General features: G+C 40.7%; 14 protein-coding genes. 7 read left to right on the top strand and 7 right to left on the bottom strand.

Going from position 1 to position 14,518, the window contains the following annotated elements; all coding sequences use genetic code 11:
• Positions 1-22 precede the first annotated feature (22 nt).
• The 3 genes from gatB to gatC are packed head-to-tail and all read right to left on the bottom strand — an operon-like array spanning position 23 to position 3,357.
• Entirely contained in the window at positions 23-1,510 is a 1,488-nt protein-coding gene (gene gatB / locus B9T30_RS09955; protein ID WP_086184836.1) for an Asp-tRNA(Asn)/Glu-tRNA(Gln) amidotransferase subunit GatB, read from the bottom strand.
• Positions 1,511-2,989, bottom strand: a complete 1,479-nt coding sequence (gene gatA / locus B9T30_RS09950; protein WP_086184835.1) for an Asp-tRNA(Asn)/Glu-tRNA(Gln) amidotransferase subunit GatA — start codon at positions 2,987-2,989, stop codon at positions 1,511-1,513.
• Between the two features lie 53 nt (positions 2,990-3,042).
• On the bottom strand, positions 3,043-3,357 hold the full coding sequence (gene gatC / locus B9T30_RS09945; protein ID WP_086184834.1) for an Asp-tRNA(Asn)/Glu-tRNA(Gln) amidotransferase subunit GatC: 315 nt from the start codon (positions 3,355-3,357) through the stop codon (positions 3,043-3,045).
• Positions 3,358-3,490: 133 nt separating this feature from the next.
• On the opposite strand from gatC, the gene B9T30_RS09940 reads away from it, so the two are divergent.
• The 6 genes from B9T30_RS09940 to B9T30_RS16500 all read left to right on the top strand — a co-directional run bounded on the left by B9T30_RS09940 (position 3,491) and on the right by B9T30_RS16500 (position 8,243).
• Complete coding sequence (locus B9T30_RS09940) at positions 3,491-4,537, top strand: rod shape-determining protein (protein WP_086184833.1); 1,047 nt, start codon at positions 3,491-3,493, stop codon at positions 4,535-4,537.
• Between the two features lie 16 nt (positions 4,538-4,553).
• Complete coding sequence (gene mreC, locus B9T30_RS09935) at positions 4,554-5,411, top strand: rod shape-determining protein MreC (protein WP_086184832.1); 858 nt, start codon at positions 4,554-4,556, stop codon at positions 5,409-5,411.
• Positions 5,398-5,889, top strand: coding sequence for a rod shape-determining protein MreD (gene mreD / locus B9T30_RS09930; RefSeq protein WP_086184831.1), 492 nt, complete (start codon positions 5,398-5,400; stop codon positions 5,887-5,889). Before mreC ends, mreD begins: the two co-directional genes overlap by 14 nt.
• Entirely contained in the window at positions 5,877-6,443 is a 567-nt protein-coding gene (locus B9T30_RS09925; RefSeq protein WP_086184830.1) for a Maf-like protein, read from the top strand. Before mreD ends, B9T30_RS09925 begins: the two co-directional genes overlap by 13 nt.
• Before the next feature lie 39 nt (positions 6,444-6,482).
• Positions 6,483-7,937, top strand: coding sequence for a ribonuclease G (gene rng, locus B9T30_RS09920; protein WP_086165552.1), 1,455 nt, complete (start codon positions 6,483-6,485; stop codon positions 7,935-7,937).
• A gap of 132 nt (positions 7,938-8,069) precedes the next feature.
• Positions 8,070-8,243, top strand: a complete 174-nt coding sequence (locus B9T30_RS16500) for a PA1571 family protein (protein WP_086165551.1) — start codon at positions 8,070-8,072, stop codon at positions 8,241-8,243.
• A gap of 55 nt (positions 8,244-8,298) precedes the next feature.
• Here B9T30_RS16500 and B9T30_RS09910 read toward each other — a convergent pair whose 3' ends face one another.
• Complete coding sequence (locus B9T30_RS09910) at positions 8,299-9,678, bottom strand: WS/DGAT/MGAT family O-acyltransferase (RefSeq protein WP_086184829.1); 1,380 nt, start codon at positions 9,676-9,678, stop codon at positions 8,299-8,301.
• A 179-nt stretch (positions 9,679-9,857) separates the two neighbouring features.
• Complete coding sequence (locus B9T30_RS09905; RefSeq protein ID WP_004648083.1) at positions 9,858-10,592, bottom strand: phosphoadenylyl-sulfate reductase; 735 nt, start codon at positions 10,590-10,592, stop codon at positions 9,858-9,860.
• Between the two features lie 199 nt (positions 10,593-10,791).
• On the opposite strand from B9T30_RS09905, the gene thrH reads away from it, so the two are divergent.
• Positions 10,792-11,409, top strand: coding sequence for a bifunctional phosphoserine phosphatase/homoserine phosphotransferase ThrH (thrH, locus tag B9T30_RS09900; protein WP_086165549.1), 618 nt, complete (start codon positions 10,792-10,794; stop codon positions 11,407-11,409).
• A 78-nt stretch (positions 11,410-11,487) separates the two neighbouring features.
• On the opposite strand, the gene B9T30_RS09895 is transcribed toward thrH, so the two are convergent.
• On the bottom strand, positions 11,488-12,621 hold the full coding sequence (locus B9T30_RS09895) for an OmpP1/FadL family transporter (protein WP_086184828.1): 1,134 nt from the start codon (positions 12,619-12,621) through the stop codon (positions 11,488-11,490).
• 333 nt (positions 12,622-12,954) lie between these two features.
• The gene (locus B9T30_RS09890; protein ID WP_086184827.1) at positions 12,955-14,196 is read right to left on the bottom strand and encodes an OmpP1/FadL family transporter; all 1,242 of its coding nucleotides are present in this window, start codon (positions 14,194-14,196) and stop codon (positions 12,955-12,957) included.
• Positions 14,197-14,518: the final 322 nt, after the last annotated feature.

Here is a 14,518-nt window from a genome sequence, read left to right as displayed (position 1 = left end):
TCTAGTGAAATTAAATGGTCAATCAACCAATCAACTTCTTCATCAACTCATTCACCTGAGCAGGGTTAGCTTTACCCTTAGACGCTTTCATCACTTGACCGACAAGACCATTAAATGCCTTCTCTTTACCCGCTTTGAATTCTTCAACCATTTTTTCATTGGCTGCAAGTACGTCTTTAATAATTGCTTCAATTGCACCTGTATCGGTTTCTTGCTTCAAGCCTTTTTCCGCAATAATTTCGTCCGCAGATTTGCCTTCATCCCACATAAAGCCAAAGACTTGCTTCGCAATCTTACCGCTAATGGTGTTATCCACTATACGCGCAATCATGCCACCCAATTGTTCAGCCGAAACAGGGGATTCAGCAAGGTCTAGGCTCGCTTTATTTAAAGCGCCTGAGAATTCGCCCATCACCCAGTTTGCAGACACTTTACCTTGAGCCGCACCGCCAGAAGCCGCCACAACAGCTTCATAAAAGTCTGCCATTTCGCGTGAAAGCGTTAATACATGAGCATCGTATTCAGTCACAGCAAAGTCAGCCACAAAACGCTCACGACGTGTCGCAGGTAACTCAGGCAAAGTCGCACGTGCTGCTTCAATTTGCGCATCAGAAATAATCACAGGCAACAAATCAGGATCAGGGAAATAACGGTAATCGTTCGCTTCCTCTTTCGAGCGCATTGAACGGGTTTCCATTTTCACAGGATCAAAAAGACGCGTTTCTTGGTCAATTTTGCCATCCCATTCCAAAATTTCCATTTGACGTTCAATTTCAACATTGATCGCTTGTTCAATGAAACGGAATGAGTTGAGGTTTTTCAGCTCACAACGTGTACCAAATTCATTGCCCGGACGACGCAACGACACGTTACAGTCACAACGGAATGAACCTTCCGCCATGTTGCCGTCAGAAATACCCAACCAACGCACTAAAGTGTGAATCGCTTTAATATAGGCAACCGCTTCTTCAACCGAACGCATATCGGGTTCAGACACAATTTCAAGTAAAGGTGTACCAGCACGGTTTAAGTCAATGCCCGACATACCTTCAAACTGATCGTGAATTGACTTACCTGCATCTTCCTCTAAATGCGCACGTGTCACGCCAATGCGTTTTACTGTGCCATCTTCAAGTTGAATGTCGATGTGACCTAAACCGACAATGGGATTGTCCATTTGGCTAATTTGGTAGCCTTTAGGCGAGTCGGGGTAGAAATAGTTTTTACGTGCAAATACCGATGCTTTGTCGATATAAGCATCAATTCCCAAACCAAAGCGAATGGCAAGATCAACCACTGCTTTGTTTAATACAGGCAACACGCCCGGCATCGCCAAATCAACAAGGCTAGCCTGTGTATTTGGGTCTTGTCCAAAAGTGGTTGAAGAACCCGAGAAGATTTTAGAGTTTGTTGCGAGTTGAGTATGAATCTCAATCCCGATCACCACTTCCCAACCATCAATCAACAGTGATTTAGCTTTCTTTTGAGCTGTTTTTGAGATACTAGTCATTTATGCATTCTCCTCAGCAATTGCCGCACGTTGAGTATGCCAATCGGTTGCTTGTTGATACTGATGTACCACAGACAACAATTGCGATTCAGACCAATAGTTACCAATCAGTTGTAAGCCAACAGGCAATTGGTCTTTGTCAAAACCAACCGGTGCATTGATTGCAGGAAGACCAGCAAGATTGACCGCGATGGTGTAGATGTCACCCAAGTACATTTCAACTGGGTCTAAAGAAGCACCAATTTTATATGCTGTGGTTGGTGCAGAAGGAGCAGCAATCACATCAACAGATTCAAAAGCTTTTAAGAAATCCTGTTGGATCAAACGACGTACTTTTTGTGCTTTGACATAGTAAGCATCGTAATAACCAGCAGACAACGCATAAGTACCAATCAAGATACGACGTTGCACTTCAGCACCAAAACCTTCTGAACGTGAGCGTTTGTATAAATCCATCAAATCAACTGGATTTTCACAACGGTAGCCATAACGCACGCCATCATAGCGCTGTAAGTTTGACGATGCTTCGGCAGGGGCAATCAAGTAATACGTTGGAACATAAGCTTCAGTCATGTTGAGATCAATCTCAACCAAGGTTGCGCCCATTTCTTCTAACTTTTTCAATGATTCTTCAACACGCGCTTTAACGTCAGCATCTAAACCAGCAACATTAAAGTATTGTTTAGGAATACCAATGCGTAAACCTTTTACCGCTGTGTTATTTAGGTTTGAAACATAATCATCAACGTCTTTTTCAATTGAGGTTGAATCTTTTGCGTCATGACCTACCATCACGTTCATCAGGTATGCACAGTCTTCAGCCGAGCGCGCCATTGGGCCGCCTTGGTCTAAGGAAGATGCATACGCGATCATACCGAAACGTGATACACGACCATAAGTCGGTTTAAGCCCTGTAAGGCCACAGAAGGATGCAGGCTGACGAATTGAGCCACCTGTATCTGTACCTGTAGCAAACGGTGCAAGGTCAGCCGCAACAGCAGCAGCAGAACCACCCGATGAACCACCTGGAACATGATCCAGTGCCCACGGATTTTTGGTTGCGCCAAAGTAAGATGACTCCGAGGTTGAACCCATGGCGAATTCGTCCATGTTCACTTTACCCAAAGTCACCAGACCCGCAAATTTACCTTTCGCTACAACAGTTGCGTCGTAAGGCGAGATAAAGTTATCCAACATTTTAGAACCCGCAGTGGTCTTAATCCCTTGGGTACAAAAAATATCTTTGTGGGCAATCGGTACACCAGTCAGTACAGTTGCAGTACCTGCTTTGATTGCAGCATCCGCAGCATCCGCTTGAGCCAATGCCTGTTCTGGGGTCACGGTTACAAAACTTTGCACTTGAGCATCAATTTTATCAATGCGTTTTAAATAATGTTCAGTCAGTTCGCGAGATGAGAATTTAGCTTGGCTTAAACCCTCAGTGATTTCACGAATCGATAAGCGATGTAAATCAGTCATGAGAAAAAATTCTTTACCTTAAATTTGATTTAATGGGTTTAACTGAATAAAAATTATTCAATCACGCGAGGAACTAAGTACAAGCCATCCTGTGTTGCAGGTGCAACAGCTTGATATTCTTCACGATGATTCTCTTCAGAAACCACGTCTTCGCGTAAAGGTTGTGGATGATCAAATGGGCTTTTAAGTGGTTCAACACCATCAGTGTCGATCCCTTTTAAGGTGTCCATCATGCCTAAAATTTTATTTAGACTTTGAGCATATTCAGTAGATTGCGTGTCATCTAGCGACAATCGAGCAAGATTGGCGATTGCCGAAACTGTTTGTGCATTTAAATCCGCAGAATGCTGTGCATCCGATGTAGACATAACATCACCTGAGTCAGTATTAAAAAAATTCAAAATATCGTGCGTTATAATAAGCGATTGACTTGTTCAAATCATCACATTTAGTTAAAGTTGCCACCTTGCGTCCACATAAAGTTTAATCGAGAACGTCTCCGTGATTCTAAAAAGACTAATTGGCTTGTTTTCGCCCGATCTAGCCATTGATTTAGGTACAGCAAATACACTTATTTATGCACCAGGACGAGGCATTATATTAAATGAACCGACTGTTGTGGCAATTCGTCATAGTGGTTCACAAAAAATTGTTGCCGCGGTTGGTCTGGATGCAAAGCAAATGCTGGGTCGTACGCCTGCGAATATTTCTGCAATTCGTCCAATGAAAGATGGTGTGATTGCCGATTTTGAAGTCACAGAAACCATGCTGCATCAATTTATCAGTAAAGTGCATGAGAAACGTCTATTTCCACCTGCACCGCGTGTTGTTGTATGTGTGCCATGCAAATCGACCTTGGTAGAACGCCGTGCTATCCGTGAAGCCGTTTTTAATGCTGGTGCACGTGATGTTCGTTTAATTGAAGAACCAATGGCTGCGGCAATTGGTGCAGGTATGCCAGTTGAGCAAGCATGTGGTTCAATGGTGGTCGATGTTGGTGGTGGTACGACTGAAATCGCAATTATTTCATTACAAGGTTGTGTCTACGCTGATTCATTACGTATCGGTGGTGATGTGTTTGATGAGCAAATCATTAACTACGTACGTAAAGCACACGGTTGTGTGATTGGTGAAACGACCGCTGAAGTGATTAAAAAAGAAGTCGGTATGGCTTTGCTTGATCCTGACTCAAAAATACTTGAAATTGAAGTACGTGGTCGTAACTTGGCAGAAGGTGTGCCTCGTGCAATTACCGTGACTTCTGTTGAAATTGCCCAAGCGATTTCTGATCCATTACAAAATATTGTTTCTGCGGTGAAGTCGGCACTTGAACAAACCCCACCTGAATTGTCTTCTGACATTGCAGAGCGTGGCATTGTATTGACGGGTGGCGGTGCATTATTACGTAATCTAGACAAACTCCTTGCACAAGAAACGGGCTTACCTGTGGTTGTTGCTGAAGATCCATTGACGTGTGTGACTCGTGGTGGTGGTAAAGTCTTAGAATTCTTTGATAATCCAAATCATGACATGCTATTTGTAGGCTAAGTTAAGGACGAGGCGGGTGCAAACAAATCTGTTTTCTAGACAACCGCCATCTTTTCGCTCATTTATCATTGCGGTCATCACTTGTTGGGTTGTGCTATTTTTTAATTGGCGTATGCCGCATGTGATTCAACCCGCACGTGATGTCTTGTATGCGGCATATAATCCCATTTATGCCTTAGCAAGTTATCCAGTGTTATCGCGAGAATGGCTCAATCAACAAACCAAGTCCGAGGCACAGTTACGTCGTGAAAATACCGCGATGCATGCCGAACTTTTACAGGCGCAAGTTCGTCTGCAAAAACTATCTGAACTTTCTGCTGAAAATACTCGTCTAAGAGGCTTACTCGATACTCCACTGATTATTGATGGTCGTATGGAAATTGCAGAAGTGATTGGTACAGATGCAGATCCACTTCGTCATATTATTGTGATTAATCGCGGTGCCAGTAGCCAACTGAAAGTGGGTCAAACGGTACTGGATGACAAAGGCATTATGGGGCAGATCATTAATGTCTATCCACATAGTAGTCGCGTGATGTTGTTGTCGGATAAAGAGCATTCTTTATCTGTGCGTTTAGAACATACTGGAATGCGTGCCATTGTTTCGGGTACTGGTGATTTAGGTCATTTGAAAATGGAATATGTTCCAACCAGTGCCAATATTAAAGTGGGTGAAAAAGTCTATAGTTCTGGACTGGGTGCACATTTTCCTGCGGGTTATTTGGTCGGAACGGTGTCTAAGGTGAATCGACATAATTCAGGTGAGTTTTCCAAAATTGATGTGATTCCAGCAGCACAGTTGGCCGGTGGGCATCATGTGGCTGTTCTATTTTCCGATTCTTTAGCGATGGAGCAACCTTATGCTAATCGCTAAACTGCGTTCTGAAAAAAATCGTGATCCGTTAGTTGCGATTGTGCTTTCCGTAATTATTTGTTCAGTACTCATTGTTTATCCGTTGTCTTATGCTGTTTCAGGTGCGCGTCCATTATTCATGTTGTTGGTGGTGCTGTTTTGGGTCATGTGTCAGCCCACTTGGTGTGGTATTTGGTTTGCTTTTGGGACAGGGATTTTTACCGATCTTTTGGTTGATGCGCCTTTAGGCATGAATGCCTTCAGTTTTGTCGTCATTACCTTTGTGGCAAGATTTTTAACCCGTGAACGCCGTATTTTGACTTTTGCTAATCTGTGGGTAATTAGCTTTTTAGCTGTATTGGCACATTTATTTATCACTTGGATTGCGCAAATTATGGGTGGGTTGCAGTTTTCGATTGCAAGGCACTGGCAGCCTTTGTTGAGCAGCATTTTAGTTTTCCCACTGATTTATTTTGTACTGAAAAAATGGCGCATTTAATTCTTGCTTCAAGTTCTCCACGTCGCCGTGAGTTACTGCAACAACTGGGACTCGACTTCGACATTTTTAGTCCAGAGATTGATGAGTCTGTTTTAGTGGGCGAGAGCGTTGCAGCCTATGTTGAACGACTGGCATGTGCGAAAGCTCAAGCGGTTTTAGAGCAATTCCCAGATGCCATTATTCTGGCTGCTGACACCAGTGTTGGGGTGGATGATCAAATTTTAGGTAAGCCTGAATCTAAGCAGCATGCTTTTGAAATGTGGCAATCCATTTCAGGACGTAAACATGATGTATTTTCAGGTATTTGCGTGCGTACAAGTCGCGAAAAATCAAGTATAGTGGTACGAACGCAGGTTGAGTTTCAAGCATTAAGCCGCAATGATATGGAAGATTATTGGGCGACAGGTGAGCCTTTAGGTAAAGCTGGTGCTTATGCCATTCAGGGGATTGCAGCACGTTATATTCCTCGTATCGAAGGAAGTTATAGTAATGTGGTGGGCTTACCTTTATACGAAACAGTACAGTTATTAAAAGTAGTTAAGGCACTAAATTAACTGCTGAACAAGAATTTTTATAATGTTTTGAGTCTTATTATGTCTGACGAGCTACTGATTAACGTCACCCCTATGGAATGTCGGGTGGCTTTAATCCAAAATGGTACGGTCAATGAATTATTTGTAGAACGCACGGTTAAACGTGGTTTAGTGGGCAATATTTATAAAGGCAAAGTGGTTCGCGTTTTGCCGGGTATGCAAGCGGCATTTGTCGATATTGGTTTATCTCGTACAGCCTTTTTACATATCAATGATATGATTTGGCCACGTAATCAGCCCACACCCAATGTATTTGAATTGCTGCAACCGGGGCAAATTCTTACGGTTCAAGTGATGAAAGACATGCTTGGAACCAAAGGTGCTCGTTTAAGTACAGACCTGTCAATTCCTTCGCGTTATTTAGTCCTCATGCCGTATGGTCATCATATTGGTGTTTCACAGCGCATTGAGTCTGAAGAGGAACGTAATCGCTTACGTTCGATGATTGAGCCTATTCAAACCACACATCAGCTACCGGGCAGTGTGATTGTTCGTACGGCTGCTGAAGGGATTCCCGAATCAGAAATTGCCCAAGATATGGCATATTTGGCCAAGCTTTGGGAATTTATTCAACGTAAACAAAAAAGTATTGTGGTGCCTTCACTTATTTTTGAAGAGTTACCTCTTCCGCAACGTGTGATTCGAGATTTAGCCAACGAAGCGACCTCTAAAATTTCAGTTGATTCACGTGAAATTCATGCCAAATTACAAGAATTTGTCGCTGAATTTGTACCCAGTATGCAAACAAGACTGATTCATTATCCGGGTGAACGTCCTATTTTCGACTTATATAATGTCGAAGAAGATATCCAAAAGGCACTACAAACGCGTGTAGCGCTTAAGTCTGGTGGATATTTGATGATTGATCAGACTGAAGCTATGACCACCATTGATGTCAATACGGGTTCATATGTGGGAGGGCGAACACTAGAAGATACGGTGTTTAAAACCAATATGGAGGCAACGCAAGTCATTGCACGTCAACTCCGCTTACGTAACTTGGGCGGCATTATTATTATTGACTTCATTGATATGCAAGAAGCACAGCATCGTGAAGAGGTGATGAGTCAGTTCGAGCGTATGCTTGAACGTGATCATGCAAAAACCAAGATTACACAAGTTTCGGAACTGGGTTTGGTTGAAATGACCCGTAAGCGTACCCGTGAATCTTTGGAACATTTACTCTGTGAATCCTGCCCAACATGTCAGGGTCGTGGTTATGTGAAAACGGCAGAGACAGTGTGTTACGAAATTTTTCGAGAAATTTTAAGATATGCACGTGCTTTTGAATCAAAAAGTGGCTTTACTGTGATTGCTCATCCGTTGGTGATTGACCGATTGTTAACAGCCGAAGCACCCGCAGTAGCTGATTTAGAGCATTTTATAGGGCGTGTGATTAAGTTTCAGGTGGAAAATTTATATACGCAAGAGCAATACGATATCATTCTGAGTTGAAATTGTAACAGAATATCGTTAAACACTTGTTACATCTGAAATTTTACTTTCGAAGTGTAATTTTTAATACTAGGCATACACAGTAGCCAAAGCCAAATTTCTCCTTTTGGCTTAGCAAAAAAGAGGTATGACATGAGTATAAGCCAAGTAATTATTAAACAAAGTTCGAAAGTCTTAGATCATAAACCTGCCACTAATAGTGGTTATATTGTGGATGAACAAGGTAAAGAAGTTCAAATTACCACTGCTATGGTTCGTTCAGTCTGCCACCAATTATTAAATCGATGCCGAACTATTAAAAATTAAGGGGCTAATTTTAAGCCCCTTAATTTATTTCAGATTTATTTTTCAGAAATTGCGGTTAACTCACCGCCTGTAACTTTGGGTTTTCTTGACCTATGATTTGTTCAAATCGTTGAATTTCATCTTCTAAGTGCGCCAGTAAGTTTTGTATTTTAGGTAATGCATTGCGGCAGCCCGTTAAACCGACTTCCAATTTGTCTAAATAGCTGGTCATCGTGATATTGAGTGCTTGCCCATCTAGCACAATAGATGCAGGGTAGAGCGCATCTAGTTTGGCACCATTCCAATACAGCGGTTCGCGTGGTCCCGGTACATTAGAAATAACAATATTAAAAGCTTGGCGCTTAGGCATCATGCCTGAAACGATATTGAAGCCAGCTGCACCATAAACCAATGCACTATAGTTTAAAATCTGATTTGAGTTCATGCGCTTAAAACGCTGTTTTGCGTTTAGCACACTACGGCGAATAATTTGTAGGCGTTCTAATGGTGTTTCTTTATTGGTCCCTAAGTTGGCCAAAATCATGGTAATACGATTCGATACCTCAGAATCATCATCACGAATCGATGCTGGAACCATTGCAATCAGTGGTTTTTTCGGTAAAGCCTGTTGACTAATTAGGTACTCACGTAAAGCCCCTGAGCAAATAGCCAAGACCACATCATTAATCGTGACACCCAGCGCTTTAGCAATTTTGCTTAAGCGCTCCAGTTCAAAGGATTGTGCTGCAAAACGACGAGAAGAACTTACTCGTTGATTTAAAATACTGCTAGGCGCTTGAAAGCTGGATACATAATCTGGATTACGCCCCATATCCTTCATAATGGTTTGAGATAGCTCACGCAATACGGTAGGGGTGGCTTCAAATTGTTGTTTGATTCCGCCCATAATTTTTTTAAATCTGCTTGACGTTGGTTCTTTCAAGCGTTTAGCACGTGGGCCTTCAACACACCAAGGCGGCACAATACTTTTCGCGTTTGGATCCTGTGAGAGCGATTTTTCAACGAGGCGCATGCCTGCAATGCCATCCACCATCGCATGGTGAATTTTAAAGTACATGGCAAAGCGATTACCCTCAATGCCTTCAATAATATTACAGGTCCAAAGTGGCTTAGCACGATCAATTAGGGCACTGTGTTCTTGTGAAATATAGGTTAATAATTCACGGATTCGACCGGGGTGTGGAAGCGCAATATGACGGAAATGATGGTCTAAATCGAATTCTTGGTCTTCATCCCAAAACAGACCATTGAGTTTATTATTAAAAGGTGGGACGGGGATTGATTTTGAACTACGAATATCTGCAACAAGATCTTGGATAAAGGTTTTAGGTGCATGATCGGGAATTTGGAATAGAAAGAGTCCACCAACATGCATCGGTTGCTGTCGCTTTTCTAGTGACAAGAAAATAAAATCAATTGGGTGTAAAGGACGCATAGCGTTGGATGCCTCACTGCAATTTTATTGGCTGTTCATGTCTAAACTCTGAACAGGTTTGTTAGAATTATAAAAACCGTCTTTTTAGTATATCGCTTTTCAAATATAAAAAAACTTATTTCTGTATAATGATGAGTATAAGAAAAACCACTGATATACAGTGGTTTTTTTGAAAAAAGCTATTTTTTTAAGTTGCCGGAATGCAATCCGCACTCTTTATGGGTTGCTTCTTCCCACCACCAGCGACCTTCACGTTCATGTTGATTTGGAAGGACGGGACGGGTACAAGGTTCACAGCCAATTGAGATGAAACCACGTTCATGCAGTGGATTATAAGGGATTTCCATCATACGAATATAGTTCCATACGTCGGCACTTGACCAGTTTGCTAAAGGATTATATTTGATCAATTGCTTATCTGGACCTGAAAAACCAGCATCTGCTTGAATAACAGGAATTTCATTACGTGTGCCCGGACTTTGATCTTTACGTTGACCTGTAATCCAGCCATCTAATGTGGCCAGTTTTTTACGTAGTGGTTTTACTTTACGAATACCACAACATTCTTGATGGCCATCTTCAAAAAAGCTAAAGAAACCTTTTTGTTTGACCAAGCTTTCGATTGCTTCGGACTCAGGAAAGCAAATTTCAATCTCAATATTATAGTGTTTACGCACTGTTTCGATAAATTGATAGGTTTCTGCATGTAAACGCCCCGTATCTAAACTAAAGACACGAAAGGGTTTACCGAGATGAGATGCCATATCAATCAAAACCACATCTTCAGCACCTGAAAATGAAATGGCAATTTCACCTTCTTGGCTTAAAGCAAGTTCTAAAATCTCACTTGGGGATTTATCGGTATATTCAGATGCAAGGGCATCGACAAGGTCAATGGTAGGGATAATCGTCATGACAGTTCCTGGCTATAGGCTTGGACACTTAAAAACCTATATTAATTTAATTCACAATGATTTTAATAGAATTGAAATAATCTGCTTAGCAATAAAAAATAAATGCTTATGAATTAAATAGATTTAAAAAACAGCACCTAAGAAATCATTTTTTAAGCTATGATAGCGCAAATTTTTTTCACTGGCATGAGGAGAACCCATGGAAATCGTATGTCTTGATCTTGAGGGTGTGTTAGTTCCAGAAATTTGGATTAACTTCGCAAAAAAAACCGGTATTAAAGCATTAGAAGCAACTACGCGTGATATTCCAGACTACGATGTGTTGATGACGCAACGCTTGAATATCTTAAAAGAGCACGGATTAGGCTTAAATGATATTCAGGATGTAATTGCAGATATGGGGCCTTTCCCTGGTGCAAAAGAGTTTGTGAAATGGGTCAGTACTCATTTTCAATTGATTATTCTTTCAGATACATTTTATGAGTTTGCTCATCCATTGATGAAACAGTTGGATTGGCCAACTATTTTTTGTCATAAATTAGAAACTGATGAAAATGGCATGATTGCAGCGTATAAACTTCGCCAACCAGATCAGAAACGTCAAGCGGTTAAAGCATTGCATGGTTTGAACTTTCGTGTGATTGCTGCGGGCGATTCCTATAATGATACGACTATGTTGGGTGAGGCTGATCATGGCTTCTTATTTGATGCACCTGAAAATGTGATTGCTGAATTTCCACAATTCCCAGCGATTAATGGTTATGAGGCATTAAAAGAAGCGATTCGTAATGCTTCTGTACGTGATATTCCCGCTTAATTTGATAAGAAAGTTGTAATAGAGAAGGGCACCAATGGTGCCCTTTCTTATTGAATGCTAATTTAACGCATAACGCTATTAGAAGCGGTAGCCGATTTTCATACCATAACCAAGAGCAGTATTGTCTTCAAAGCTACCAGCAACTCTTCCACCCGTTTGGGCTTGAGCATCACCTAACCAGAAATATTTTACACCCGCTTGGATGAAATAATTTTCAGCAGGACTATATTGACCACCTAAGCCAACACTCCAATAACCTTCAACTGGACCTAAAGTCGTTACTGGGTTACCAGCACCTGAGTCCCAGCCAACAGCGGCTGTACCAGACCATTTAGCGTTAAATTTATGGCCTAAACCTACTGTTGCAGACCATTGATCATCAGAATAATCAATCAAATTATTTTTTGATTTTTCTTTAAGAACATTTGGTGTAACTGCAAACTGGCTCCAATGCACCCAACGGATATTAGCAAATGCTAAAGTGTCTTTAGCAATACCTGATTGTAGATCAAGATTCACAGATTGTGGCGTAGTTATTTCAGTTGTGCTACTAGGAAATACTAACTTGCCTAGACCAAATGTCTCAAATGTTTCGACATCATGTTTGATTTCTGAGCGGTAAGTCACTGCAGCTTTAAGTGCAATCTCTGGAATTACGTAGGCAAAACCTGCTAACCAGCCATAAGCATCATCTTCTTTAAGCGCAATATCATAACCACCGACAGCAGCTGGACCACCATAAGCAGCACCACGTAAAGATACGTTTGCCTTTACAGTTTGATATACAGGACCTGCATAAATATTCCAGTTTTCAGTCGGTTGGTAACCAATTAAAGCTGTAATATTATTGGTTTTAACTTCAACGCCTGTGCCTTCTCCAGCGAAACCAAAAGCATTAGATTCAGGCGCGTATTGAGAGTCAGCCCCAAATGGTTGATCATAAAGCAAACCCAAAGAAATTTTATCTGTTGCTTGAATTTTTATAGCAGCAGCAGGGAAGTAGTAGTCTTCGCCCATATCGCTGACTTTATTGCCAGCAATGTCTTTACCTTGAACTTCTGGATCTAAAACTGAAATACCCGCTTCTGCGTAGTTTCCCGGTTGTAAAAAGGCTGAAATCGATTGTCCTGAACGATCAAGTCCAGCGGCAAATGTTGCTGTAGTCGGAATTAAACTAAGTAAAATTGCTGAATGAATCGCTGTAAGCTTCATGAATTCTTTTCCTTGAGCCGCTTAATCGTTATTTAAAAGTTACGGGAAAATAACATAAATAAAAAAAGAGTAAATGCTCAGCTCTGATTGGGAAATGAACTGTGTAATTCAAAAAATGAACTTGAATAGAGTAAAAGTACTAATAATGGTTTAGTATGTAAATGATTTATAAGTAAAAAAATAGAGTAATCATTTTAAAAAATGAAAGTAATATAAGGGGTTCTTTTTGATTAAATTTGAAACATATAGATGGCTAAGTTTAAAAAACAATAGGCATAATGTAAAAAGACCATAGCAAACTATGGTCTTTTTTTAAATATTGAATGGCTTAAATTAGAATTTGTAACCCATTTTTAGACCGTATGCGATAGCATGGTTGTCTTCAAATTTAGCCACCGAGTTTGGAGTATTGAATTGAGCACCTGACTGAGCATCTGCATCACCTAACCAGAAGTATTTTACACCACCAGCAATGAAAGTTTGTGGTGTTGGGCTGAATTGAGCACCTAAACCAAGGTTCCAATAACCTTCAGTTGGACCTAATGTAGAAATAGGGTTGCCTGCACCAGAGTCCCAGCCTACTGATACGTTACCAGCCCATTGTTCGCTAAGTTTACGTCCAACGCCTACAGTTGCTGAAATTTGATCATCAGAATATGCAACTAAGTCAAAGCCATTCGGTTGTCCAACTGCAGGACCAATAGCAGCACTTGCTTTACCAAAAGCATATGGACGAATTGCGAATTTAGACCATTCAACCCAACGAACGTTAGCAAATGCAACGGTATTTGCCATGATGCCAGTTTGGAAATCTAAGTTGACAGACTGAGGTGTTGTAATGTCAGTTGAACCTTTGTTTGCATTAAGGTTAATTAGACCTGGTACTGGTAGAGCTGCTAAATTTGTGCCAATAGATGATTCTTTAACATCTATAGTATGCTCAATTTCAGAACGATAAGTAAGAGATGCTTTTAAAGCAATTTCAGGAATTTGGTAAGCAACACCTGCTAGCCAACCTGCCGCACCATCTTCGTCAATATTGGCTTTGTAACCTGCAAATCCTGTACTAGGTGAAGCAGTACCACTATATGCTGTACCTTGTAGCTCTACACTTCCTTTAACAGTTTGGTATACACCACCACCATAAATATTCCAGTTTACAGTCGGCTGGAAACCAAAAATTAAAGATAAACTTTGTGTGTCGACTTCAACACTTGTATTGCCCAACGGGCTTGTAAACATATTTGAAGAAGTGTATTCAGCATCTGCACCAAATGGTTGGTCATAAATTAAACCAACTGAAAAATTATCATTTAACTGTAATTTTAAAGCAGCACTTGGGAAGTAATAGTCTCCCGCCATGTCACCTGTCTCTTGGCTAGTAGCATTGGTAGCTGTAACGTTGGTTTTACCTGAAACAGTTGGGTCTAATACAGAAAGACCTGCTTCAAAATAGTTGCCTGGCTGTAAAAATGCCGCGATTGATTGACCTGAACGGTCTAAAGCTGCTGCGAATGCACCTGTCATTGGTACGGTTGCAAGGATAATGGCTGTGGTAAGTGTTTTTAATTTCATGCTGTATCTTTCCTTGAGGTACAAATTTTATTACTGAAATTGCTGTTATTTATGTTCAGTATTCATTTTTGGCAACATCGGTTTTTAAACCTGATATGATTTGTTACTCCATGTGACAAAAATAGCACAATAAAAAAAAGAGTAAATGCTCTAGAAAAACAAATTAAGGGTAAAAAACTATGTATTTGATTTTTCTGTCTAAAATTTATTAATTTTTTTGTTTTAAGTTATTGAAAATTAATTAAATAAATAAAAACCAATGGTACTTGGTTTTGTTTTTTATTTGGTTATAAAATAATCGTTTATTATGAGGAATAGAATG

Origin of the sequence: Acinetobacter sp. ANC 4973 (assembly GCF_002135275.1) — a bacterium.
Taxonomy (GTDB): Bacteria; Pseudomonadota; Gammaproteobacteria; order Pseudomonadales; family Moraxellaceae; genus Acinetobacter; species Acinetobacter kyonggiensis.
This window is presented reverse-complemented; position numbering and strand designations above follow the sequence as displayed.

Excerpts from the sequence above, each read along its gene's own strand:
- rng (WP_086165552.1), top strand. The coding sequence starts at position 6,483 with ATGTCTGACGAGCTACTGATTAACGTCACCCCTATGGAATGTCGGGTG.
- thrH (WP_086165549.1), top strand. The coding sequence starts at position 10,792 with ATGGAAATCGTATGTCTTGATCTTGAGGGTGTGTTAGTTCCAGAAATT.
- gatA (WP_086184835.1), bottom strand. The coding sequence starts at position 2,989 with ATGACTGATTTACATCGCTTATCGATTCGTGAAATCACTGAGGGTTTA.
- gatB (WP_086184836.1), bottom strand. The coding sequence starts at position 1,510 with ATGACTAGTATCTCAAAAACAGCTCAAAAGAAAGCTAAATCACTGTTG.
- gatC (WP_086184834.1), bottom strand. The coding sequence starts at position 3,357 with ATGTCTACATCGGATGCACAGCATTCTGCGGATTTAAATGCACAAACA.
- B9T30_RS09925 (WP_086184830.1), top strand. The coding sequence starts at position 5,877 with ATGGCGCATTTAATTCTTGCTTCAAGTTCTCCACGTCGCCGTGAGTTA.
- B9T30_RS09910 (WP_086184829.1), bottom strand. The coding sequence starts at position 9,678 with ATGCGTCCTTTACACCCAATTGATTTTATTTTCTTGTCACTAGAAAAG.
- B9T30_RS09890 (WP_086184827.1), bottom strand. The coding sequence starts at position 14,196 with ATGAAATTAAAAACACTTACCACAGCCATTATCCTTGCAACCGTACCA.
- mreD (WP_086184831.1), top strand. The coding sequence starts at position 5,398 with ATGCTAATCGCTAAACTGCGTTCTGAAAAAAATCGTGATCCGTTAGTT.
- B9T30_RS09905 (WP_004648083.1), bottom strand. The coding sequence starts at position 10,592 with ATGACGATTATCCCTACCATTGACCTTGTCGATGCCCTTGCATCTGAA.
- B9T30_RS09895 (WP_086184828.1), bottom strand. The coding sequence starts at position 12,621 with ATGAAGCTTACAGCGATTCATTCAGCAATTTTACTTAGTTTAATTCCG.
- B9T30_RS16500 (WP_086165551.1), top strand. The coding sequence starts at position 8,070 with ATGAGTATAAGCCAAGTAATTATTAAACAAAGTTCGAAAGTCTTAGAT.